We start from the raw sequence: 23,730 nt of genomic DNA, 5'->3' as shown, positions 1-23,730 counted from the left end.
CGTGGTGGTGGGCGTACCGGTCGGTGCGTGTGCCCTGGAAGGACCTGATCCCCCCGGAGGCTCGACGCGACGACGCGATCCATGTGCCGATCCTTTCGCGCTGAACGTGCCGCCCCGTCGCCCGCCGGAAGGATCGTCGCCTAGTCCGCGGGACATAGAGCGGTGGCGCGACCGCAGGGCCGGCACCGCGTGACCCCTTGAACCCCGCGGTGACGGGAAGGGCGACACCCGGCCATACACTTGCGCCAATGGGGAAAGGACGTCGGGTCAGGCCACTGCCGGTACTGTTCATGGGAGCGCAACTGCTGCTGTGGTTCAGCGTCGTTGCGTCTTCGAAGGAGCCGCCGGACACCATTGAGTGGATCACCGCCTTCTGTGCCACGACGCTCGCTGTGGTGGCGCTCGATCGGCGTCACCGGGCACCCATCGCCGCCCTGGGCGTCATCGTCGCGGTGTCCGTGGTGGGACAGATCCTGGCGCCACCCGACCTGCTGGGCCTGGTACCAGGGCTGGCGGTCATGGTGGCGCTGTTCACCGCCACCGTTCTGTGCAGCTGGCCCGTCGGCCTGGGCGCGACCGCGGCTGTCGCCGTCGTCCAGCTCCTGCAGGCGGCCGCACGGCACGGCGTCGGCGGTCTTCTCCTCTCCGACTGGCTCACTGGCGTCGGCCCCTTTCTGCTGGTGTCCGCTCTCGGCACCGGCCGCCGGCACTGGCTGCGGGAACGGCGGGCCACGGCGGAGCGGCTGGCCGGTGCCGAGCAGCAGCAGGCGCAGGCCGCCGAGGCGGAACGGGAACGGCTGGCCGGTGAGTTGCACGACATCAGCGCGCACCACCTCACCTCCGTCGTGGTATCCGTCGAGGCCGCCCGCAGGCTCGGTGACAGCAGGCCCGACCTGGCCGCGGAGGCACTCGCGTTCGCGCGCCGCACCGCACGGGAGACCCAGTCCGCACTGCGGCGTCTCGTAGCGGTCATGCAGGTGGACGACCCACCGGCTCCCCAGGCGATGACCGCTCCGATCGAGACGCTGATCGCCGGATTCAGCAGGCTGGGCCGCCCCGTCTCCGTCTCCCTGCCCGCTGATCTCACCGGACCCGCGGCGGAAGCGGCCCACGGCATCATCCGGGAAGCCCTGACCAACGCCCTTCGCTACGCGCCGGGCGCCGCGGTCAGCGTGCGGGTGCAACGGGACGGGGACACCCTGCATCTGACCGTCGACAACGGCAGGCCGCCCGGCGGCGCGCACACCGGCACGGCGGGGATCGGCTCCGGCCGGGGGGTGGAAGGAATGCACCGGCGTGCCGCCGTCCTCGGCGGGAGGCTGTCCGCGGGACCCCGCCCCGACGGAGGCTGGCGCGTACACGCCGTGCTCCCCGACGCCGCGTCCGGCCCTCGGCCGAGCCCAGGACGTCGGCGCGACTTTCCTCGCGAACAGCGGATCGCGGACAGGGCGGTCTTCGGCTCGGCCGCCGCGGTGGCGTCGGGCGTCGCCCTGACGAAGGCGGAGGACGCCGGCTACGAGGCCGGCACATGCCTGCTGCTCGTGTCGGTGCTGACCCTCCACGCACTGCCGTTGCTGTGGCGCCGCCACGCGCCCTGGGCGGTCCTGGCGGTGACCGGGGCCGCCGCCCTCCTGTGGCCGGTTCTGCTCCGCGGTGGTGCGCTGCCGCCGTCCTCCGCGATCTGCTTCCTCGGCGGCGGCATCGTCGCACCGGCCGCGGTCTACGCGGTCGCGGCGTACGGCCGGGTCCTGAGAACCGCGCCCGTGCCCTCCGGCCGAAACGTCCCGCCGCCGACGGCGCATCCACTGACATGTCCGGCGGGCTCACGGCTGTCGTTTCTGTCCGTGCCCGCCGCGGTTCTCCCGTCGGCGATCTCCTTGACGGCCGCCTTCGCCGCCGACGGGACGCTGCTCGGAGACCCGGCCGGGCCTTTTCTCGTGCTGTTCCTCGCCTGCTGGACGCTGGTCCTGTGCGGCCTGGGATGCATGGCCGCCTGGGGGGCGGGATGGCTGATGCACAGGCGTCGCCGGCGGGAACTGGGCCGGGAGGACACGGCCCTCACCACTGTGCTGTCGAGCACGAGGGCCATGGTCCACGGCGAACGGCAGCGAGTCGCCGTCGGTCTGCGGGAGACGGTGCTCCGGCAGACGGACCGGATGATCTCCTCGGCTGAGGAGGGCAGCCTGGAGCAGGTGGCCGCCGCTACGCGGGCGACACTGAGCGCCATGCGCCAGTTGCTCGGAAGCCTGGACGCCGGCAGAGCGCCGAAAGCGCCTCGAAGAGCCGTCGTGGCGAACACCCCTCGCATGTAGAAGTGGCCCGTGCCGACAGGTCGGCGACTGCGTGGCGGCCTCTGGATGCGCACGCCGACCTGGTGGTTCCCGCGCACCGCCTCCATGGGAGGATGCGGCGCAGACAGTGGCCCCGGTGCGGGTGAAGAGAGGAGCAGGACCATCGGTATCCGTGTGCTGGTCGTGGACGATCAGGCGATCGTCCGCGCGGGTTTCGTGGCGATCCTGACGGCCGAGGCCGACATGACCGTGGTCGGCGAGGCAGCGGACGGTGACGCGGCTGTGGCGATGTCGGCACAGTTCGCGCCCGACCTGGTGCTCATGGACATCCGCATGCCGGGTATGGACGGACTGACGGCGACCCGGCTGATCACCAGTCACGGCAGCGGCGCCCGGGTTCTCGTGCTCACCACGTTCGACCTCGACGCCTATGTCTACGAGGCTCTGCGCGCCGGGGCCTCCGGCTTTCTGCTCAAGGATTCCGAGCCGGAGGACCTCCTGACCGCGATACGGGTGGTCGCCTCCGGTGACGGCGTCCTCGCGCCCGCGGTCACGGGACGTCTGATAGCAGCCTTCGCTCGGGGGGCCTCCTTCCCTCCGGAGATCACGAGGGCGCTGGACAGCCTCACCAACCGCGAACGCGAGATCCTCGTCCTCGTCGCCACGGGCCTGAGCAACGCGGAGATCGGCGCGCGTCTGGAAGTAGCCGTGGGAACGGTGAAGGTGCACGTGAGCTCAGTGCTCAACAAGCTGGGCCTACGGGATCGTGTGCAGGCGACCATTTTCGCCTACGAGAGTGGGCTGGTCCGCCCGTCGGTGACGCCGACTCTCTGAGCGCCCTCCGCTTGCCTGCACCAGGGCGATCAGAGGGAGAGTTGGCCGCGAAGCCGGCAGTCGCGATCGCGGACCCGCGGTGGACTGCGCCGCCGCTGCCCTGCGCGGGCCGACTCCGCCCAGTCTTCTTCGCCTGCCGTCCTGGACCCCGAAAGCAAGGCCGCCCAGCGCGGACGGGCCAGGCCCCGGAACAGTCACCACCGGGCCTTTGTCCGCTCCCCGTGCGCTGCTACTCGGCAGGTACGACCACGAAGACCACCGGCAGAGCAGGTCACGAAACCCGCACGGGTCGTTCCGTGATCTCACTGCGACGATCCGTGCCGTCGAGACACGGGGTTCGCGGACGGACGAGACGGCGCATTGCTCCTGCCGGTGATCGACGAGTCGCGCCACATCAATTACTGAAGCAACGCGAAGGCCGCTTGTACGGCATCTTCCCTACATAATTCAAGGCTTCTTCTGACCATGAACCTCCCCTCATGCCTTTCGCGGAAGTGAATCCCGCTGACGGTCGAGGCGATCGGCGCTTCTTGGAGTGCGTCATTCGACGGTCGGCGAGACGGCCGCCGACCCTGCGAATCATTCCTCACAAGAGGGACACAAGGTGCCATGTTGCTGTCACTCGTCCAGCCGCCGTATCGCGGCATCGTGTGCTCGGATATGTCCCGCAGCCCCGACGAGAGGCTCGATACACGAGGAGGATGGGACCCACCGTGCCTGCACCCACCGTCTGGGAAGGAACCCGCTTGAGGGCGAACGCGCCGTCGCCTTCGTCTTCTTCGGCATCGGCGAGCAGACGAGCGGCAGCAGGGCTCCCGAGGAGCTGACCGCGGCCGCCCGCTTCTGCCGCCCCTTCATGCTGTTGGCGGACGGACCCACCGAGGCGCGAACTACCCGGCCCCAACGGCGGGCAGGCGATCCTTCCGGCGACTCCTGGGAGACCACACGCTCCGCAGTCGTCGACGCAACGGGCCGATCCGGCGGGCCGCCGTCACTGCCCCGGCGACACCCCCGCGACACCCCCGAGAACGACACGCCCTCCACGAGCGGCGCTGTTCTCGCCACCCGTCCGGCGAGCATCTTCGCCGACTGCTCTTCGACCGTTCCCGGCACCGGATGGGCGCGAGGTGGCGGCCGACGTGCCCGTGGTTCGGGCACAGGCCGCGCCTCTTCCCGCAAGCAAGGCGCAACACAGCGCTCCCCGCACCCGCAAGAAAGTACGAACCATGTCTTTGCCCCCACTGCACATACCGCCGGACGGCGGCTACCCGGTGTTCCTCGTGGGGGACACCTACACCACCTTGCTCAGCGCCGCTGACACCGGCGGTGAACTGTCCCTGGCAGAGGCCATCGTTCCGGCCGATGCCGGCCCCCCGCCGCACACCCACCATGGCGAGTCCGAGACGTTCGTTCTTCTTGACGGAACACTTCGTGTGACCGCCGGTGACGAGCAGTTCGACGTCGAACCCGGAGGGGTTGTGTACGTCCCCAAGGGCGTTCGTCACTCTTTCAAGAACACCAGCCCGGGCCACCCCGCCCGCATGTACTTCCTCTATGTGCCTGGCGGCATGGACGGCATGTTCCAGGAGATCGGCCGCCCCGGTGTCCGGGGCCAGGTCGGCCCTCCCCTCGACCCGGCCGATGTGGTCGCCATGGGTGAGGTTGCCGAGAAGTACGGCTACACCCTCGGCTGAACGACAGCCCCTCCGCGACGCCGCCGCAACCGCCGTACCCGGTGCTTGGGCGGACGTTCACCAGACGCATACCGGTCACCGGCCACGGTGCGCCAAGCTGGCGTCCCGCTGTGTGCAACGCCAGTGCGTTAAGGGTTCGTGCGCCCTGTCGAGAAGGCGGGACCTCTGGTAGTTCGCATGGTGTCGAAGCCTTTGCGAGTGTCCCGGAGGTCCCGTTGCCGCAAAATTCTGTCAGCGTCAGGTCCGGTGCGACAGCCCTCGACGTGTATGCGCCCGGCCATCTGGGCGAGTTGACCGACATCATCGATCCCGAGCTGATCGGTGCGGTCCTGGAGGACACCGGTGCCCGGCAGCAGCGGCTACGGCTGCTCGACGGAGACTGTGAGGTCGGCGGTCGAGCGGTGAACGGCGGGCCGGGAGGCACCGAGCGTCCTTAGGATTCTCAGCATGCGCACGTTGTCCAAGCCGGTCATGACACTCATGGAGCAGCAGCCGAAGGTGCGGGCCTGCTCCCGGGCGTGCTGCGCCAGCGTGGTGCCCAGGCCACGGCTCTGCCACGGGTCCTCGATCATGATGCCGAGTTCGGCGGTGCGGGCTCGGTCGTGCGGACCAGGTTGGTGGTCGCGATGAGTCGCTGTGGATCGTCCTCCGGGTGGGTGACCCAGGTGAGGCCCAGGTCGGGGCGGGTCAGGTGGTGGAACTCGCCTCGGCGCAGGGAACGCCGGGCGGCCTGGTAGCGCGCGAAGCGCGTCTCGAGCGAGCAGCGGTTGTGCAGCGCGTTCACCGCGTCGAAGTCATCGAGCGTAGCGGGACGGGTGATGGTGCGGGTCCCGGTGTGCGGCAGGCGGGGGCGATGGGGTGCGGTGGTCATCGCAGCGGGGGCGGGCATAGTGGTCCTCGGCTTATGGAGTCAGAGAAGGCGGGGGCAGGGCACGGTGCAGGAGTGCGGCAACCGCCGACAGCCGTTGCGGGGCCACCGACCGAGGCTCGTCACCGTCGGCTGCGGCGTCGTCCCCCGTGACAGGATCCCGGCGTGACAGGATCTCGGCCCCTTGGAGGGGAGTCATTCCCGTGCGGGCCCGGCCGGAGCGGGAGGCTGTCGTCCATGACGAAGCTGACCGTCGAAGCATGGGGCTGAACAGCCGTGTCGGCGACGCTGCCGAACGACACGGAGTGTTCGGAACACGCGCCCCGCGCCCCGCTCACCGACACGACCTCTCGGTCCGGGGCCGCAGCAGCGTTCCGAACTCAGGGGAACCCCGGGCCGTCACAGATCAAGGTTCACCGGACTACGGGAGAGGGACACTCACGCGTCGGGGTCTTGGTGGTAGGCGTGACGGTCGGTGTGTGGGCCTCGGGAGGACGTGAGGAACCGGAGGGCCGACGCGACGAGCACGGTGATCAGAAGGGCGACGCTGAGCAGGAAGGTCCATTCGACCCACGCACCGCCGGACCGCTCCTTCTCGAACGCTGAGAACAGCCGTGCGCCCACGGGGTAGGAGATCATGCAGACGATGACGAGGGGCCAGAAGGACAACACCTTGAGAGGCTTGGTCCATGCAGTGAGGGCAAGGGCCACAACAGCGATCAGGGCGACGAGAACATGCATGCGATCCATGAGCCGATCCTTTCGCGCGGAATCCGCTGCGATCTCGGCCACCAGGAGGAATTGCACCTAGTCCGCGAAGCATAGACCCGCACGAGGGTGCCGCCCTTCCGGCTGCCGCCCTCGTGCGTCAGCGGTCCACGCGGCTCTGTTCCCGGTCGCCCACGGAGGAGGTGTACCCGTCCGGCACACCGGACGCGTACACCTCCTCATGCCACAGACGAGCCGAGACGCGCTCGACCGCAGTCCTGAGATGACGGCGGTAGGTGCTCAGTGACACACCCAGTCGTTCGGCCGCTGCCCGGTGCGTGGCCGTCCCTTCGACGAACGCGGTCACCGCGGCCTGGTGCGGTCCGTGCCCGCCTTGCTCCTCGGCCAGCTCGTAGACGGCCTGTTGGAGCACGGACGCCAGGTCTGCACCGCCTACGGCAGCCACCCGGCTACGCCGCAACGGATTCAGCGCGAGCTCCGACGGCCGCCGCAACGCACGCAGTCCCGCGTGCACGGCGTCGGCGAACTCCCGCTCGGACAGTGCACCCGCCGGCGTCCGCGCCTCGTCCGTGCGGACGAGGCCGGCACCGTTCACCCGATGACAGGGGTCGCGGCCGTCGCCCTCACCCGCCACGGAGCGCAGCAGCCCGCGCAGCCAGTCGGAAGTGGGGAAGACCCGCACGTCACGGGCGAAGAGACGCTGGGGAAGACCACCGACGTCCCAGCGGTGCTCCGTGGGAAGCAGCCCGTGCCGGCGCAGCGCCCCGTCCCAGACGCCGTCGCCGTCGTCCCGGAGCACGAAGAACACCCAGGCCGGTCCGCCGGTCCGCACGGTCTCCGCGACGAGGCACCGCAGCGACAGCGCCACGGCCGATGAGGCGTCCCGTCGCTCTTGCGGGCCGGCGTGGAAGCGGGCCACCGAAATCCGCTCGTTCGCCCGCAGTGGCCCGTGCCGCCGGACGTGGTCCCAGACAGCGGCGACCACGGGATCCGCTGTCTCCCCTTCATACGCCGTCAGCCTCAGCCAGGCCGAACAGGCTCGCGGTGGGCCGTACGGGACTGGCCGCCGGACCCTGAACGCCTCCGGCTGGTGACGCAGCCAGAACCGTGCGTTCTCCGCGGAGTCCGGCCCCTCGCAGTCCGCGATCAGGCCGAGCACGACGGCCTCGTCCACAGGTCTGCACGCCTCATCCTCGTGACTGTCCCGCGCGGTCCACTCATGAGCGGGTGGCAGCACCGTGATGTCCCGGTACAGGCGGTGCAGGGCTGCCGCAGCGTCCAGGGCGCGGCCGAAAGGCACGGTGCGTATCTGCTCCACCAGATGGTCGTGCAGGCGCTCGTGCAGAGCGGCGAACCCGTCGGGGTCGTTCCATCTGGCGTCGTGCGCGACCGTGTTGCGTACCGCCTCGTCCAGCAGCAGGCCGCATCCGACGGCCGTCACCCAGGGCTGCGCACGCAGCCACGCGAACGACCGGGCCGCCGCGCCGGCGCCGAGTTCGGCGCGCAGCAACTCCTCCGTGACGGTCCCCGCCCGGGCGGTCACCTGCAGAGTCCGTCGGTGCTGCTCGGTGGGAAGGCCGCCGACGAGACGGTGGAACAGGACCGCGGTCAGCCGTCGGGAGACGCCCCCGTCCATGGACCACCCTGCTTCCCCACCTGTGCGGGCGGCGGCCGCGACCAGGGACAGAGCCAGGGGATTGCCGCCCGCGAACTCCCGCACGCACACGTTCAGGGGCGGCGGCACGTCCTGGTCGCCCAGGACCCTATTGGTCTCCTCCGCACTGAGCGCGGGCAACTTCATCGACCGGGCGCAGGCGGCCCAGCCGGGATCGGTTCTCCAGCCGAGCTGCGGCGGGGTTCTTGACGCCATGACCACGACCGCATCACTCGGTACGTCGGGCAGGAAGCTCTCGCGCAGCCACGCCTCCAGCCCGGTGCACCGCTCCAGGGAATCGACCAACAGGACTGTTGCGGGATCGTCAAGGACATCACGGAACACATCCAGGCGACCGCAGGCGTCCGCCGGTGTCCTCGCACCGTCCACCCACACCACCGTCCTGCCGGCGGCGGTCGCGTCCAAGGACAGGCGGTGCAGCAGGGCGGACTTACCGATACCGCCGGGCCCGTGCACGAAGAGGACGGGACGGGCTTCGGCTTCTCCCGCCAGCGCCGCTCGGAACGCGTCCCGCTCGGCCGCCCTGCCGACGAAGGCCCGGGCACGTGCGGCGGCCACGTGCTCGCCGAGCAGACCGCCACCACAGGAGCCGGCGGGGTCCGTGGCGTTGCTGCCGCTCACTGGGTCGGCTCGGGTAGGGACTGGTCCCGGACTCACCGGAACTCCTCTGCGAAGGGATCGGTCAACCCCTCCAGTCCAACCGTCCCGGTCGTCCGCGAGCTCCGCCTTCGAGGCGAACTCGCGGATCGGCCGACCGGACGAGGTCGCTCTCCTGCTCGTCCTGGAGAACGAGTACGTGCACCCGGACGCTTTTGCACAGACATCCGGACTGTCCGTGCTCGCGCTGACCCACGGACGAGGGGTACGCCGTCTTCCGCTGTCCCGGCGGGCCGCTGCCGGCCGGCGCGGTCTACCGTGGACCGTCATGAGCGCACTGAACTCGTGGCCGCGCCGCCGTCTGCCCCCCGCCCTGACCGACCTGGCCCTGGGCGTTCTCCTGACAGGCTGGTGCCTGGCCCTGCCCTCCCTGGTCCCTGCGAGCGAGGCCCTGCACAACGCGCCGGGCGGCTGGTGGGTCGCGCTCATCCTGGTCTGTGGTGCGCCCATTACCGTTCATCACCGGTTCCCGCTGGCGAGCCTCGTGGTTGTCGCGGTCGCCTGCAGCATCCTTCAGGCGCTGCGTTACGTGCCCCACCTGGTGGGGCCGCAGGGGACCGCGATCAGCCCCACCTACCTGTGCGCCGCGACGGCTCTGTTCCTGACCGCCGTGCGGACCGAACACCGCACCGCCGCTCTTGTGGCGCTCCTCCACGTTCCGGCGCTGTCCGTGACGGAAGCCGTGCTGGCGCCCGCGGATCACTGGCTTGCCGCGGGCACGACCGAGGCGGTGCTGACGGCCGCGGCCTGGTCCCTCGGCCGGCTGGTACGAACCCGGACCGCTATGCAGGATCAGGCGCTGGAGCGCGCCAAGGCACTGGAGGGTGAACAGCTCGCCAAAGCCCGTGCCGCCGTCATGGAGGAACGCGCGCGCATCGCCCGGGAACTGCACGACATCGTCGCCCACAACGTCAGCCTCATGGTCGTGCAGACCATCGCCGCCGACCGGGTCCAGGCCCGCGACCCCGAGAAGGCCCACGAACTGCACCGCACCATCGAGGAGACCGGCCGGGCCACCGTCGCCGAGCTACGGCAACTGCTGGACGTGCTCCGCACCGACGACGAGGACGACACCGACCCCAGCAAGCAGCCACCGCAGCCCACCATCGACGCCATCCCGGCGCTGCTGGAGTCGGTACGTGCCGCCGGTCTCCAGGTCCACTGCACCATCAGCGGGGAACCGGTCGACCTGTCGGCCGGCTCGCAACTGGCTGTCTACCGGATCGTGCAGGAAGCCCTCACCAACACCCTCAAGCACGCGGGCCGCACCCGCACCGCCGTCACGCTGACGTGGGAGCACGACCGCCGCAGGCTCTCCGTGAGGATCTGCGACGCGGGCCCCGGCGAGCAGGCCGCGCCTTCACCGGCCCACGTCTTCGACCGGGGGGCGGGGCACGGGCTGGTCGGGATCCGGGAACGGGTCGCGGCCATGGGCGGCACACTGCACACCGGTCACCGGCCCGGAGGCGGTTACTGTGTGCATGCCGCCCTCCCCCTTCCGTCCGTGTACGGCCCGCCCCCGCCGGACGACCGGAGCTCCTGCGTCCTCGCCGATCCCGTTGGCCACGAGGACGGCACCGGGTCCCACGACGACGGCACCGGGTCCCACGACGACGAGGCCGGGACCGTCCTCGCTCTCCCGGTCACCTGAGTCAACGCCGCGGCCGGTCCGCGGGTGACAGCAGCGGGGTTCCGGACAGTTCGTGCTCCCACATGATCCGCGTGATCCGGTGTGTCGCCCACGCCAGGTGGCGGCGGTAGGTGCTGAGGGGAAGCCCCAGGCGCCGAGCGGCGGCCGCCTGCGTCGAGGCCCCTTCGACGTAGGCGGCGGTCGCCGCCCGGTAGCCCTTGTCACCACCGCGCTCGAGCGGCAGGCTGCCGATCGCGCTGGTGACCACGTCCTTGAGACCCATGCCGTGCGCCAGGACGAGACGACTGCGCTGGAGCGGGTTGAGCGCCAGCTCACGTGGCCGGTGCAAGGCTCGCAGAGCGGCCTTCACGGCGACGGCGAACTCCTCCTCGCCCAGCACCAGGATCTCCGCCGCCGTGCACGATTCCTTCCCGGAGCGGGCTGGACCAGGAGCGGCGCCGGTGAGCAAGGGAGCGTTCGCCGCACCCCCCAACACCGCGGGCAGGGCACGCCGGTCGCAGGCGAAGAGACGGTGACGGTGGCCGTCGACGGTCACCGTGCCGGCCGTCGGTTCCATGGCGTGGTGGCGCAGATGAGAGTCCCAGAAGCCGTCGTCGCGCAGGACGGCGAACGCCCAGGCCAGTCTGTCGTCGCGGATGATGTCCCCCACCATGCGCCCGAGGGACGCGTCCATCACGGGGGAGGGACGGTGATCGCCATACTCGCCGACGTGGAACCGCGCCAGCGCGATGTGCTCGCCGGCCCGCACCGGACCGTGCTTCCTGGTGTGCGCCCAGGCGGCGGCGACGACCGGGTCCTCCGCCTCCCCTTCGAAGGGCATGAGCCTCAACCACGCCGAACCTCCGACGTCCTCCTCACCAGGTCCGAGGCGTTGCAGAAGGAAGGACTCGGGCTGCTCGCGCAGCCAGTGCGCGGCCATGCGCGCCGACTCCGGTCCCTCCTGGCGGCGTATCCGGCGGATCAGCGTCGCCTCGTGCCCGACCGCGCGGGGCAGCTCTTCGGCCCGGCCGCCCGACGCCCGGCCGTGCGCATCTGCCAGAAAGCGCCCGGAGCGGTGGAGGAACCGCAGGTCCCCCACGGTCTCGAGGACGCGGGAAGCGGGCCCGAGCCTCGTCCGTTCGAGCAGGTGGCCCCGGATCCTCCGGTGCAGTTCTGCGAATCCGGCCGGATCACGCCAGCGTAGATCGGCTCTCAGCGCCTCGCGTACGACGGCGTGGGGGGCCACACCGAGCCGGGTGGTCTGGACGAACGGCTGGTCGCGCAGCCAGAGGAAGAGATCCTCGCCCTGGTCACCGAGGACCGCCCGCAGCAACGCCACCGAAGTGACACGGACCTGGGCGCACACGTCCAGGGCTGCCTGGTGAGCCTCGTCGGGCGGGGTACCGACGAGGCGGCGCAGCAGAGTGGCGACGGCGTCCTGGCCCAGCGGAGGATCCGCGTGATCGGCACCGCCATCGGTCTCCGTGCGCACCGCCGCCTCCGCAGCCAGGGCGAGAGCCAGGGGGTGCCCTCCGGTGAACTCCAGCAGGGCGTCGTGCAGGTGAGGGAGCACGCCTCGCTGCCGGAGGAACGCCGCTGCATCGGGCTTGCTCAGACCGCCGAGGGGCAGTACACGCAGCAGCCCCGTCCAGCCCGGGTCGGCCGGCCAGTGAGGGTCAGGCTCGTGGCGGCTCGCCACGACGACCACGGTGCCCCAGGGGAGGCGGGGTAGGCACTCCTCACGCAACCAGTCCTCCAAGGACCGGCAGTGCTCGAAGGAATCGACGAGCAGAACGGCTCCAGGCTCCCGCGTGACGGGACGTACGGCACGCGTGAACGCATCGGCGGTCGCCGGCGTGGTCCGCCCGTCGACCCGTACGACGGTGCGGCCTGCGGCACGGGCCTCCAGCGCGAACCGGCGCAAGAGCATCGACTTGCCCGTGCCCTCCGGACCGTGCAGGTAGAGAACGCAGGCGGCGCCGGATGCTCCGTGCAACGCTGCGCGGAAGAAGTGGAGCTCATGCCTGCGTCCGAGGAATGAACGCTCCCGGACTCGTTCCAACCGCCGGCCCAGGCTGCCGCCGCGCGTGCTCACTCACTCCGCCTCTCCGTCTCGCCCGACGCGCCCGGGCCGCTGACCGCGACAGCGCGGAGCGCGGCCGCGACGGGAGTACTCCGAGAGGAGCATATGCGTCCGTGGATCACCAAGAGCGGCCGCCCACGAGGGGCGGAGAGTTCGTCGCCCCTGCACCCTCGGCGGCCGCCGTTGAGCACAGGTGAGCACATGACGACCACCGCTTGAGCAGCCGGTGGCGCGCGGGGGTGCCGAGCATGGAACGGACCCGCCACACGAGTACCACCCCCACCCCACCCCCATGCCCATGCCCATGCCCATGCCCACAACTGCGATGTCCTCCTCCTGCCCCGTCGATGTCGTCCTCTCACTGCGCCGGCAGAAGACAGCCCGTCTGCTGCGCACCATGCGCCCGTACCACGTGCTGCCGGCCCTGTCCCACTCATGGGGTTCCGCACCGGCCTACATGTCGCTGCTGCGCAGGCCCGACGGACTGACCGTCCTCGATGTGTCAGAGGACGGCGGAACGGACCGACTTGAGCAGCGCGTGCGCGTGCTCAGCACGATCTCCTCGGTCGTGGTGCTGGCCCCCCGGGACGTGGACGTGGTCGCCACGCTGCGTGCGGGGGCCGTCAACGTGCTCCCCCGGGACACCCCTCCTAGGGAGTTGGCCGGACGGATCGTCGCCGAACGCAGGTGGATCGATCTCTCTTCGAGGCGTCAACGCCTGCGGGCACCGTCCCGGAGTCGTCCGCAGGTCGTGCCTCACCAGGCTTCTCAACAGGTGTTGTTGGAACTTCTGAGCCTGCCTTCCCGTGAGTGGTGTTGTCACGATCTGGGTCTGCTGCTCGGCACCGCCGGGGAGCCGGTGAGCAAACGGGCGCTGCAAGCCCGTGTGATGCGTCTGAACGGACGTCTGGCGCCGTACGGGGTCTCCGTCGACGCCGTACACCGGTGGGGCCGGACCAGGTACACGGGTATGCGCGAGGGCGTGCCGTACGAAGTGCCGCCCGAGCAGTCGCCGTTGCGCCTCTGATCTCGCGCCCCGCGCTGACGACTCGTTCGTGGGAGGCCGTCAGGGAGGAACAGCCTGTCAGCGGACGGTGGAAGCGTGCCCGACCGGTGTGACCAGGCCGGCGTCGTAGGCCAGGATCACCGCTTGCACCCGGTCACGCAGATGGTACTTCTCCAGGATATGAGCGATGTGTGTCCTGACCGTGTTCTTGCTGACGTCCAACTCCTGAGCGATCTCCTCGTTGGACAGCCCCCGACTCAGCGCACGCAACACGTCGACCTCGCGGGCCGTGAGATGCTCCAGCCGCCTGGACGCGGCCCCGACGGCCGGCTGAGGCAGACGGGCGAAGCGGTCCAGAAGCCGCCGAGTGACACGGGGGGACAGGACCGCGTCACCGGCGGCCACCATCCGTACCGCCTCCACCAGAGACTGTGCGGGCCCGTCCTTGAGCAGGAAACCGACGGCTCCGGCCCTGAGAGCGTCCAGGACGTGCCGATCCAGGTCGAACGTGGTCAACATCACGACCTGGGCTTCCGCACCGGACTCCACGATGCGCCGGGTGGCCTCGACACCGTCCGTGCCGGGCATGCGGACGTCCATCAGGACGACGTCCGGCCGCAGGGCGAAGACCTGCTCGACAGCGGAGTCGCCGTCGGACGCCTCGCCGACAACGGCGATGTCCGGTTCGCATTCGAGGATGAGACGGAAACCGGTGCGGATCATCTGCTGGTCGTCGACCAGCAGAACGCGGACGGACTCCATGGAAGAGGCTTCCTTCGTGCGGTGCACCGGCGTGCGGTGCGGGTGAAACGGGCGGCCGACTCGACTGCCGCCCCGAGCGATGCGCCGATGACGAGCATGTGTACCGGCTCTCGATGACGACAGATCACGATATCTGCACGGGTCGTCCGGGACGCGCTGGGTCGATGCGCGCAGCGTGACGCAGCCGACGTGGAGAGACGAGAGGGCACGCTTCTCCGGCCTGGCGACTGATCAAGCCGGCCCGAAAGGGTTGCTCCAGCAACCGAGGAATCATCTGTCGGAGCTCTTCCCCTTAGCCTTACTAACTCACGTGCCCCCACAGCCTGCAGTAACGCTTACGCAGAAGTAAATCACGATCAACTTCGTGAAGCGTGCCGTCATGGCGAGGGTCTGCGTTCGCGGGCGGTGCTGACACCGCACGACCGCCGGTATCGCCGTGGGACACCGTGCCGCCGCGCCACGTCCTCCTGTGATCCGATGGGCTCGCTGCCCCGATCAGGGGCCGAAGGCTCAACGAAGGGAACCACCGTGGCAACCACGCGCTCCGCGCACACCGTCTGGGAAGGCAACCTGCTCGAGGGCAACGGCGTCGTCACCTTCGACTCGTCCGGCATCGGCGAGCAGCCGGTGTCGTGGCCGTCGCGCGCCGAGCAGGCGAACGGCAGGACCAGCCCGGAGGAGCTGATCGCCGCCGCCCACTCCAGCTGCTTCTCCATGGCACTGTCGCACGGCCTGACCGGCGCCGGCACCCCGCCCAGCAAGCTCACCACCTCCGCCGACGTCACCTTCCAGCCCGGCGAGGGCATCAAGGGCATCCACCTCACGGTGGAGGGCACCGTCCCCGGCCTCGACAACGACACCTTTGTCGCCGCCGCCGAGAACGCCAAGAAGAACTGCCCGGTCAGCCAGGCCCTGACCGGCACGACCATCACCCTGACCGCGAAGCTGGCCTGAAACAGGGGCGGGGACCGGCCACATGACGCGTCGGGCGGAGCCGGTCTGCAACGGAACTGCGGTGCAGTCCCCCAGAGGTCTGACTCACGCACCCGCTGAAGACGCGTAGTGGCGATTCGAAGTGGGCAGGCCACGGCGTTGCCACCGGAGGCGGCGCGGCCTCGTCGGCCTGCCACCCTCACGGGCGGCGGGCCGGCCCCCTTCCTATCGTCCCTTGTCTGCTCGGCGCAGGGGGGCGTGCCGGCTTCCGGCCGTATGCGGGTGCCGAGGTCGTCCAGCGGGCCGTCGGCGGTCATCACCACGATCGCAGCGCTCACCGTGGCCGACGCGACCGGCAGCATGACCACACGCAGCCGGCCCAGCGGCCCACGACGCGGCCGGCGCCAACGGGCTCGACATCCTGCCTGCTCTCGCGGCAATCACCGCTAACGTCGTCCAACCAGTAGGAATCCGTCAGTTGAGCGAACGTCACACCATCTCCGTTATCCCCCAGAAGGCTCATACCTGAGACAACGACGCACTCCCATGGGCTACCGCCCTCCACGACTCGGCTGCAAGATCGTGATCACTCGACTCGCCGGGGCCGTCGCGGAAGACAGGCCCTCCTTTATGGCCGGAACGGCCTCGATTCCTCCCGGTCCGGCCGTACCGCGGCAACGATGACTCGGAGCCGGCAGCAGCCGCTCGTTTCCCACAAGCCCCTCTTGTGAAAGGACGGCCAGCCGCTGCGAAGCCACGACGAGGGTAGGCGGTTACCTCGGCGGTGTGCCCCTGCCGGTCAGTCGTCGGAGCAAGGCATCCTCCTCGGCGGCGACAGCGCCTGGACCGAGGTCCGTGAAATCGTCGAGCAGCCGTTTCGTGAAGCCGGTTTTTGGATGATCTCGACGCGCCGTATCAACAAGGGGGCGAAGTTCGGATGCCTCCAGGAGCGTCCGGTACGCAGCCCTGCCAGGACCACGGCGGGATAGCCCGCCCAGAGTCCGGCGTCCTGCTCGGTCGCCGATTCGATGAGGAAGCTTTATAGCCTACCACTCCGCTTCTGATGGCCATCATGGCCGTGTGAGCCCGGCCAAGTGGTCGGCCCCTCGGGCAATGTAGCAATCGAGATGCATGAGCCTGTCTCGTCGCGCTGGGAGAAAGACGCACCCCGGTACGGACGGATAAGCGGGTGCGATCGCAAATCAGGCACCCGAGAGAGTTACAGGCACACGGACCCCTTAGAGGCACCGACCGCATCGTGCGCGCCAACGCGTTCGACCTCACGTCGAAGCCGCACCGGAGCGCTCCGGTGCGGCTTCGACGTCTCACGGATCCGGGCAGAGACCCCGCCATGACGGACCGCGGCAGGGCCTCACCATATCACCCGCGTATCACACAGCCATCACCAACTGGGCAGACGCTCTCGGACCAAGAGGCTCCGACCTGCAATTTCATGCCCGCAGTGGACTGGCATAGACGCCCCTGGACGGTCTCTACAACCTGTGCCAGGTGGTGCCCAGCGAGGGCCCCAGGATCAGGACAGGTGCGTCTTCTGGCCCGTCGAAACGGTATTGCAGGGTGTTCGGTGGTGTCTCGCTCACCCGTCAGACCCTCTCATCCCTCACGAGATCTCACACGGCCGGTCCCAACCTAATGGCTCCCGTCCCTCCCGCTCCAACGGCCGGCACCGCCGGAACTCCCGGCGGCCCGGGAGCTGCCCCTCGTCGCCCGGTCCGGAGCGCGGCCGGCGACGAGGGCATGGCCGCGGGTGTCACTCGTACGGGGGCCGGTCGCCGTCGCCCGGCGCCTTGACCGCCTCGACGGACTCGAGGTCCGTGGCGCGTTCCGGCTCGGGCTCCGCACGGCCGTCCCGGGCGCCGCCGGCCAGGAGGCCGAGTGCGGCGCCGACCGCCACGAGGCCCGCGGCGACGACGAGGATCCGGTGGTCGACGAGGGCGAGCAGGCCGGAACCCACCGCCAGGGTGATGGCGTTGGGCGCGAGGAGCAGCGTGTTGGCGGTGGCCGCCACCCGTCCCAGGAGCTCGCTCGGGGTCTCGCGCTGGACGGCGGTCATGGCGGCGATGAGCACGCACGGCAGGCCCGCACCGATCAGGACGCTCGCGGCCAGGACCACGGGCGTGGAGGACACCGCACGCAGTGCGACGCCGAGCGCGAACAGGGCGATGCCCGCGGCGGTGAAGACGCGTTCGGGGATGCGGCGCAGCAGGGTGCCGGTGACCATGCCGCTCAGGACGGAGCCCGCGCCCTGCACGGCGTAGAGCACGCCGGCGAAGGCGGGCTCGCGGTGCAGACCGGAATCCACCACGGCGTACACCGAGGCGCCGTTGATGCCGGCCATGCCCATGGTGACGGCGCCGGCCAGGACCAGGCGCCACAGGACGGGGTGCCGGCGCAGGAAGCGGACGCCCTCGGAGATCTGGGCGCTCCACGGCTGCTCCCGCGAGCGCGTGGGCCGGGGTTCGCGGACCCGCATCAGGGTGAACGTGAGGGCCGCCAGGGCGAACGTCACCGCGTCGAGCAGGGCCACGGCCGGACCGCCGAACTGGACGAACAGGCCCGCGCCCAGCAGCGGGGCGAGGAGCTTCATGCCCTCGTTGGCCGTCAGGCGCAGGCCGTTGAAGTCGCCGCGTAACTCCTCGGGCACCGCGGAAGCGACCATCGCGGCCTCGGCGGCGTCCATCAGCACGGTACTGATGCCGTACACGATCAGGACGGTGAACAGGATCCACACCCGGTCCTCGGAGTCGACCACGACGAGGGCGGGCAGCAGGGCGGCCATGGCCAGGTGCGACCAGATCAGCAGCGGCCGCCTGCGGAACCTGTCGGCGATCGTGCCGATGACCGGGCCGAACAGCATCGGGGCCCACACGCAGAACGTCGTCAGGGCGGCCAGACTGTCCGACCCCGTCAGCGCCTTGGCCCATACGCCGGCCGCGAGGGCCATCGCCGAGCTGCCGAAGCTCGAGATCACCACGCCACTGAAGTAGAACGCGACGTTGCGGTCGCGCAGCACGCGACCTGGACCCCAACTCATGTGTTCCCCTTGCTCGTTGTACGGGTGCGCGCGCCAACATGCGCCCTGTGCGAGGCGATTGGTGCGGCGGGCGGCACCCCGGATGCGCGCAAGGATACGGATCACACCGTGCGCACAGGAGTGTGCCGGTGGACGGTTTCGGTCAGGTGTCTCCACCGTGCGGGCGTGTCCCCGGCGGGGAGCGGCACACGCGGCCGCCCGCTTCAGCCGCGCGGCGCCAGGTGGCGGCCGAAGCGGCGGGCGTGCTCCGCCAGGTCCTCCTCGACCCGCCCGGGCACGGGCTGGTCGGCCGACGTGAGCCGGGCCAGTACCAGCACCGGCGCCGTGCACCGCGCGACCGCGGCGCGCACCAGGCCGGCGAACCGCGCCGCGTCGTCGGTCCCGACCGCCCGGGCGTAGCCGCACGCCATGGCCCAGGCACGCAGATCGGCACGCCGGGACGGCACGGCCTGTCCGCCGGTGGAGGCGTAGCACCCGTCGTCCAGGACGATGTGCGCCAACGGAAGGTCGGGCAGCGCGCCCGCGGTCGCCAGGCCGACCGGATTCATCAGCACGCTGCCGTCCCCGTCGACCACGACGGTCGTACGGCGGGTGCGGCGCGCGATGCCGATGCCGATGGACGAGGCCAGGCCCATGGAGCCCGTCATGTAGAAGTGACTGGGCCGGTCGTCGAGATGCCGTGCGATGCGGCAGGCGTACCCGGTGGTGTAGACGATCGGCTCCGTCGTGGTGGCCGCCAGAACGGCGGCGACGGCCTCGGTCTTGTTCATGCCCGCCACCCGAAGGCCGGCGGGGGGACGAGAAGGGCCGCTGTCCGGCGTTCGACGTGCACGACGTGCCGCAGCCGGCCCAGTTCGACCGGGTCGGTCAGCGTCGAGCACTCGATGCCGAGCGAGGCCAGCAGCGGTTCGGTGAGGCGTCCCATCGCGGTGTTCTCCGGGGTCGGGTCGGGATCCACCCCGCGCAGGCTCACGACCAGCAGCATGGGGATCCCGTACGGGACGACGAGCGAGGCCAGGGCGTTGACCGACTGCCCCAGGCCGGAGTTCTGCATCAGCACCACCGGGGAGGCCCCGGCCAGCGCGGCCCCCGCCGCCAGCCCGACGGCGTTGTCCTCGCGCGCCACGGTGAGCAGCCCCGGCCGTTCCTCCAGGGCCCGGTAGAGGGGGGCGAGGATGCCGCACGGTGTGCCGTGGAACGGCCCGAAGTCGGTGGCCAGGTCGTGCGCCAGCCGCTGCGCGAGCGATCCCGTCGCGGTCGCGGCCGTCATCCGTCCACCTCGATCACGTGCTCGTGGAGCCGGTTGCTCAGGTCCATGACGAGACCCTCGGGCCACCGGCGGAAGTAGAAGTGGTCACCGGGGAAGACGCGGGAGGTGAACGGGCCGGTGGTGCGGGCCCGCCACGCCTCCAGGGACTCCCGGTCCAGATCGACGTCCTCCTTGGATCCGTAGGCGACGACGGGGCAGGACAACGGTTCGGCCTGACGGTGCGTGTAGTGGTCGCTCATGATCAGATCCGCGCGGATGACCGGCTCGACCAGGTGCCACAGCTCCGGGTCGGCGAGCACCTCGGGGTCCGTGCCGCCCATGGCCTCGAGCGCCGCGCGCAACGTCCCGTCGTCCATCCGCGAGTACTGCCGGCCCGTGACCAGCCGGTCCGGCGGCCGGCTGCCGGAGACGAACAGGCAGTGCGGGGCGAGGCCGAACCGGGCCCGCAGGTGCTGGGCGAGTTCGTAGGCCAGGATCGCGCCCATGCTGTGCCCGAACAGGGCGAACGGCCCGTTGAGGTGGGGGCCGAGTTCGTCGGCGATCTCCCCCGCGAGGGCACGCAGATCGCCGGGCACCGGATCGGCGGCCCGGCTCTCGCGCCCGGGCAGCCGCAGCGTCTGCGCGTCCACGGCCTGCGGCAGCAGATGCTGCCAGCTGTCGTACGACCGGCTTCCGCCGCCCGCGTACGGCAGGCACAGCAAGGGTCTGCGGCGGGCACCGGAGCGGGGCGCGCGGGGAAGCAGGGAGAGAGTGCGCGGTGGTGTCATGGATATGCCTTTCGGGCTCAGGGGAAGCGGAGCACGTCCCCGGCGTCGCGTTCGACGGCACGTCGGTAGATCTCCGCGCAGGCCACCACGTCCTCGATCGGCAGGCCCAGCGACTTGAAGACGGTCAGTTCGTCGCCGATCCGTCCCGCGGCCCCCGCGAGCACTTCGCCGAGCTCGCCCTGGACGGCCTTCTCGTCGATGACGCCCTCCTGGACGGGGATCATCAGGTCACCGGCCTCGGCCAGCGCGGCCTGCCGGCTGTCGACGAAGATCCGGGCGCGGGTGACGAGTTCGGAGGGCAGCTCGCGGCAGGTCGGCCCGAACGCCCCGACGGCGTTGATGTGGACGCCCTCGCCGGAGACGTCGGCGTCGGCCAGCACCGGTGCGCACGCGGAGGTGACGGTGCAGATCACGTCGGCGCCCTCGGTCGCGGCGGAGGCGGAGTCCACCACCTCGGCGGGCAGTCCCGTGCCGCGCGCCCAGTCGACCAGCTCACGCGCGCGCCCGGCGGTACGGCTGTAGAGGCGCACCCGCTTCCACGGCCGCACCTCGGCCAGGGCCTGCAGATGTCCGCGGGCCTGCACGCCGGCGCCGATCACGCCGAGCGTCGTGGCGTCCTGCCGGGCCAGCCGGTCGGTGGCCAGGGCGGTCACGGCCGCGGTCCGGATCTCGGTGACCGAGATGCCGTCGATCAGCGCCAGCGGCTCACCGTGCACGGCATCCACCAGGATGACCAGGCCCTGGACGTTGGCGAGGCCCTTCTCGGCCGCCCGGGGGAACATGCTGAGCAGCTTCAGTCCGAGGGTGTCCCCGGACGCGGCGGGCATCAGCAGCGCCATGCCCCCGTGGCCGGGCGGCTCGATGGTGATCCGCGGGTGCTGGTAGGCCGAGCCGTCGCTGAACGCGGTCAACGCGCGCTCCATGGCGGGCAGCGCGTCGGCGCCCGAGTAGAGCGACCGGACGGTCTCGCCGTTGATGACACGCAACATTGCCGTGGGTCCTTTCGCAGGGCGGAGGGTGGGGTTCGGGGCGGGGCCCGGAACGGGAGCCTCAGAAGGCGAAGCGGGAGAGGTCGTAGCCGGTGCGTCCGTCGAGCGCTAGTTCCACGCAGGCCCGGCCCAGCAGCGGGATGTACTTGAAGCCCCAGCCGGCGCCGTGCACGACCAGGCGCCGGGCGCCGGGAACGGTGTCGGGCGCGTGGCCGAAGTAGAACTGGCGGGCCGGGTCCTTCGGCAGGGCGATCAGACAGGTGTCAGGGTGCAGCGGAGTCGGGTCGAGCGCCGGCATGTGCTCGGCGACCCAGTCCGCGGTGCGCTTCACGTGACCGGGATCGGCCGTGCGGCCGGCCGCGTACGCGTCCTCGAACGCGTCGACCTCGAAGTCGGGCGCCACCCTGACCAGGTCGCCCGTCGCCCACGGCAGCCGGCCGAAGCCGTAGAAGAGGTTGGTGTCCTCCTCGGTGGGCCGCTGGAAGGCGAACCAGGTCGGGTAGTCGAAGTCCGGGTCGACGCTGCGGAAGTACGCCGTGGACATCTCGTACAGCTCGACGTCGAAGTGCATGCCGAGCGGTCGCAGCAGGGGCGCGGAGAAGGCGCCGGCGGCGACGATCACGTGGTCGGCGCGGTAGACGCCGTGCTCACCGCGCACGGTGACGCCGTCGTCGTCGGGGGCGAGTTCCAGGACCGGCTCCCGGTCCCGGACGTGGGCGCCGGCCGCGCGTGCCTGCTCGTACAGCAGCCACAGGGTGGCCCGCACGTCGACCATGCCGCCGTCCGGCTGGAAGAACCCCTCGTAGTGCCCCGGCAGCCGGGCGAACCGGTAGCGCCGCTCGATCTCCTTGGCCGTCAGCCACTCGTACGGCACGCCGATCCGCTCGAGGACCTCCACGGCCGCCTTCACCTGTCCCTCGTTGGTGGAGGTGGCCGTGTCGCCGAACCACAGGCTGCCGGTGCGGTGCACCAGTCGGCGTCCGCCGGCCTGCTCCAGCCGCGTCCACAGCGGGAGGGTCTCCAGGGTGAGCCGCGCCAGGTCCTCCTGCGCGTACTGCAGCCGCCACTGCCGTTCGGCGCCGCCGGAACTGCCGTGCTCGTGCAGGATGTCGTACTGCTCCAGGACCAGCACCGTGTGCCCCCGGCGGGCACCGGCCTCGGCCGCGGCGAGCCCGACCGGGCCGCCGCCGACGACCACGATGTCGTAGTGGACGGGTGTGGATGCTGCCATGGCATGTCCCTTCGTCGGTCCTCGGTGTGTCACCTGCGGGTGACCTTGGTGAGGGCGCAGCCGAGCGCGGTCGCCAGCAACTCGACCTGGGTGTCGGACAGCCCGGGGTGGCAGGGCAGGTTCATGTGCTCCAGGAACCAGGACCGTTCGGCCGCCGGGCACTCGCCGTGGCCGTGTCCTCGGGCCCGCCACTCCGGCAACAGGTGCAGCGGGAAGTACCGCAGATACGTTTCGACGCCCTGGGCGGCGAGGCAGCGGACCAGCTCGTCCCGGTCGACGCGCGCGGGATCGACCGAGAAGGTGAACAGGTGGAAGGCGTGCTCGACGCCGGCCGGCACGGCCGGGACGCGCACCGGGTCGGACTCGGCCAGCTCCGCCGTCAACCGCGCGGCGACGGCCTGCCGGCGCGCGACCAGCCCGGGCAGCTTCCCGAGCTGCACGAGGCCCACGGCCGCGGCGGCCTCGCTCAGGGTCGCGTTGGTGCCGGCGCGCCGGAAACGCAGGCAGTCGTGCGTGTACGCCTCGCCCGGGTAGAGCGCGCCGGGCGGCGGACCGCTCCTCCCGGCTAATCCTCCGTGCCGGGGCGTCAGCACCATGTCGGCCTCGTTGCCCCGCACACGCCGCAACCGCTCGGCCCAGTCGTCCCGGTCGGTGGTGATCATCCCGCCCTCGCCGAGGGTGGTGATGTTCTTGCTGGAGTGGAAGCTGAAGCAGCCGAGGTGGCCTATGCCGCCGGGTCTGCGGCCGTGCAGGACGCTGCCCAGCGCGTGGGCGGCGTCCTCCACGACGACCAGGTCGTGCTCGCGCGCCACGTTCATCAGCGTGTCCATGTCGGCGGGCAGACCGCCGTAGTGCACCAGGACGATCGCCCGGGTGCGGGGCGTGACCAGCTCGGCGACGCGCTGCGGGTCGATGTTCGCCGTCGCCGGGTCGATGTCGGCGAACCGGACCCGCACGTCGCGGTCGAGGAGCGGCTGGACGGTGGCCTGGTAGGTCTGCGGGGTGGTGATCACCTCGTCGCCCGGCATCAGGTCCAGCAGGTGGATCGCCAGCTCCAGGGCGACCGTGCCGCTGGTCACCGACAGCGCGTGCCGCACTCCGATGTGCTCGGCGAACGCCGCCTCGAACCGCTCCCGGACCAGCCCCTGGGACAGGGTGGACTCCGAGAGCATCACCTCGCGCACGGCCGCGACGTCGCTCTCGTCCAGCCTGCTTCCGACGGGTGAGTACGGTACTGCGTAGCGTTGCGGCATCGC

19 protein-coding genes and 1 pseudogene are annotated in these 23,730 nt (G+C 70.8%); 7 read left to right on the top strand and 13 right to left on the bottom strand.

Annotation, left to right across the window (positions count from 1 at the left end; translation table 11 throughout):
- Positions 1-248 precede the first annotated feature (248 nt).
- The 4 genes from AC0VYN_RS11060 to AC0VYN_RS11045 all read left to right on the top strand — a co-directional run bounded on the left by AC0VYN_RS11060 (position 249) and on the right by AC0VYN_RS11045 (position 5,256).
- The gene (locus AC0VYN_RS11060) at positions 249-2,312 is read left to right on the top strand and encodes a sensor histidine kinase (protein ID WP_475535829.1); all 2,064 of its coding nucleotides are present in this window, start codon (positions 249-251) and stop codon (positions 2,310-2,312) included.
- A 141-nt stretch (positions 2,313-2,453) separates the two neighbouring features.
- Positions 2,454-3,125: a response regulator gene (locus AC0VYN_RS11055; protein ID WP_475536855.1), complete on the top strand. Its 672-nt coding sequence runs from the start codon at positions 2,454-2,456 to the stop codon at positions 3,123-3,125.
- A 1,127-nt stretch (positions 3,126-4,252) separates the two neighbouring features.
- Positions 4,253-4,819: a cupin domain-containing protein gene (locus AC0VYN_RS11050; RefSeq protein WP_475535828.1), complete on the top strand. Its 567-nt coding sequence runs from the start codon at positions 4,253-4,255 to the stop codon at positions 4,817-4,819.
- Between the two features lie 290 nt (positions 4,820-5,109).
- Positions 5,110-5,256, top strand: a complete 147-nt coding sequence (locus tag AC0VYN_RS11045) for a hypothetical protein (RefSeq protein ID WP_475536854.1) — start codon at positions 5,110-5,112, stop codon at positions 5,254-5,256.
- Between the two features lie 45 nt (positions 5,257-5,301).
- Here the strand turns inward: AC0VYN_RS11045 and AC0VYN_RS11040 are convergent.
- From AC0VYN_RS11040 to AC0VYN_RS11025, 4 genes and pseudogenes are all read right to left on the bottom strand, one after another.
- A pseudogene (locus tag AC0VYN_RS11040) lies at positions 5,302-5,391 on the bottom strand (GNAT family N-acetyltransferase); the annotation flags it as partial.
- Positions 5,388-5,708 carry a hypothetical protein gene (locus AC0VYN_RS11035; protein WP_359752695.1) on the bottom strand — a complete coding sequence of 107 codons (321 nt, stop codon included), beginning with the start codon at positions 5,706-5,708 and terminating at the stop codon, positions 5,388-5,390. The gene AC0VYN_RS11035 and the pseudogene AC0VYN_RS11040, both read right to left, overlap by 4 nt.
- 417 nt (positions 5,709-6,125) lie before the next feature.
- Positions 6,126-6,479: a hypothetical protein gene (locus AC0VYN_RS11030; RefSeq protein WP_475535827.1), complete on the bottom strand. Its 354-nt coding sequence runs from the start codon at positions 6,477-6,479 to the stop codon at positions 6,126-6,128.
- A gap of 76 nt (positions 6,480-6,555) precedes the next feature.
- Positions 6,556-8,712 carry an AAA family ATPase gene (locus AC0VYN_RS11025; protein WP_385468106.1) on the bottom strand — a complete coding sequence of 719 codons (2,157 nt, stop codon included), beginning with the start codon at positions 8,710-8,712 and terminating at the stop codon, positions 6,556-6,558.
- Positions 8,713-9,016: 304 nt separating this feature from the next.
- Between AC0VYN_RS11025 and AC0VYN_RS11020 the strand changes: the two genes are divergently transcribed.
- On the top strand, positions 9,017-10,399 hold the full coding sequence (locus AC0VYN_RS11020; protein ID WP_359577791.1) for a sensor histidine kinase: 1,383 nt from the start codon (positions 9,017-9,019) through the stop codon (positions 10,397-10,399).
- A 1-nt stretch (position 10,400) separates the two neighbouring features.
- Here the strand turns inward: AC0VYN_RS11020 and AC0VYN_RS11015 are convergent, their stop codons facing one another.
- Positions 10,401-12,374 (bottom strand): P-loop NTPase family protein, encoded by a 1,974-nt coding sequence (locus tag AC0VYN_RS11015; protein WP_359752699.1) that lies wholly within the window; start codon positions 12,372-12,374, stop codon positions 10,401-10,403.
- A 397-nt stretch (positions 12,375-12,771) separates the two neighbouring features.
- Between AC0VYN_RS11015 and AC0VYN_RS11010 the strand changes: the two genes are divergently transcribed.
- Complete coding sequence (locus AC0VYN_RS11010; protein ID WP_385468115.1) at positions 12,772-13,488, top strand: hypothetical protein; 717 nt, start codon at positions 12,772-12,774, stop codon at positions 13,486-13,488.
- A 57-nt stretch (positions 13,489-13,545) separates the two neighbouring features.
- Here the strand turns inward: AC0VYN_RS11010 and AC0VYN_RS11005 are convergent, their stop codons facing one another.
- Positions 13,546-14,229: a response regulator gene (locus AC0VYN_RS11005; RefSeq protein WP_125537121.1), complete on the bottom strand. Its 684-nt coding sequence runs from the start codon at positions 14,227-14,229 to the stop codon at positions 13,546-13,548.
- A 528-nt stretch (positions 14,230-14,757) separates the two neighbouring features.
- On the opposite strand from AC0VYN_RS11005, the gene AC0VYN_RS11000 reads away from it, so the two are divergent.
- A complete protein-coding gene (locus tag AC0VYN_RS11000; protein WP_030856509.1) occupies positions 14,758-15,183 on the top strand; it encodes an OsmC family protein in 426 nt (141 codons plus the stop codon).
- Between the two features lie 1,750 nt (positions 15,184-16,933).
- Here AC0VYN_RS11000 and AC0VYN_RS10995 read toward each other — a convergent pair.
- From AC0VYN_RS10995 to AC0VYN_RS10965, 7 genes are all read right to left on the bottom strand, one after another.
- Positions 16,934-18,217 (bottom strand): MFS transporter, encoded by a 1,284-nt coding sequence (locus AC0VYN_RS10995; RefSeq protein ID WP_475535826.1) that lies wholly within the window; start codon positions 18,215-18,217, stop codon positions 16,934-16,936.
- Positions 18,218-18,420: 203 nt separating this feature from the next.
- On the bottom strand, positions 18,421-18,987 hold the full coding sequence (locus AC0VYN_RS10990; protein ID WP_475535825.1) for a thiamine pyrophosphate-dependent enzyme: 567 nt from the start codon (positions 18,985-18,987) through the stop codon (positions 18,421-18,423).
- On the bottom strand, positions 18,984-19,487 hold the full coding sequence (locus AC0VYN_RS10985) for a hypothetical protein (protein WP_475535824.1): 504 nt from the start codon (positions 19,485-19,487) through the stop codon (positions 18,984-18,986). The genes AC0VYN_RS10990 and AC0VYN_RS10985 overlap by 4 nt, the downstream gene beginning before the upstream one ends.
- On the bottom strand, positions 19,484-20,254 hold the full coding sequence (locus AC0VYN_RS10980; RefSeq protein ID WP_475535823.1) for a thioesterase II family protein: 771 nt from the start codon (positions 20,252-20,254) through the stop codon (positions 19,484-19,486). The genes AC0VYN_RS10985 and AC0VYN_RS10980 overlap by 4 nt, the downstream gene beginning before the upstream one ends.
- 17 nt (positions 20,255-20,271) lie before the next feature.
- A complete protein-coding gene (locus AC0VYN_RS10975; protein WP_475535822.1) occupies positions 20,272-21,243 on the bottom strand; it encodes an ornithine cyclodeaminase family protein in 972 nt (323 codons plus the stop codon).
- A gap of 61 nt (positions 21,244-21,304) precedes the next feature.
- The gene (locus AC0VYN_RS10970) at positions 21,305-22,474 is read right to left on the bottom strand and encodes an FAD-dependent oxidoreductase (protein ID WP_385459807.1); all 1,170 of its coding nucleotides are present in this window, start codon (positions 22,472-22,474) and stop codon (positions 21,305-21,307) included.
- 29 nt (positions 22,475-22,503) lie between these two features.
- Entirely contained in the window at positions 22,504-23,727 is a 1,224-nt protein-coding gene (locus tag AC0VYN_RS10965) for a DegT/DnrJ/EryC1/StrS family aminotransferase (RefSeq protein WP_475535821.1), read from the bottom strand.
- Positions 23,728-23,730: the final 3 nt, after the last annotated feature.

The organism is Streptomyces sp. 63XJN7_1_ISO-PGPR-S23-121 (genome assembly GCF_056173025.1).
Note: the sequence above shows the minus strand (reverse complement) of the source record. Positions and strands in the feature narration are given on the sequence as shown.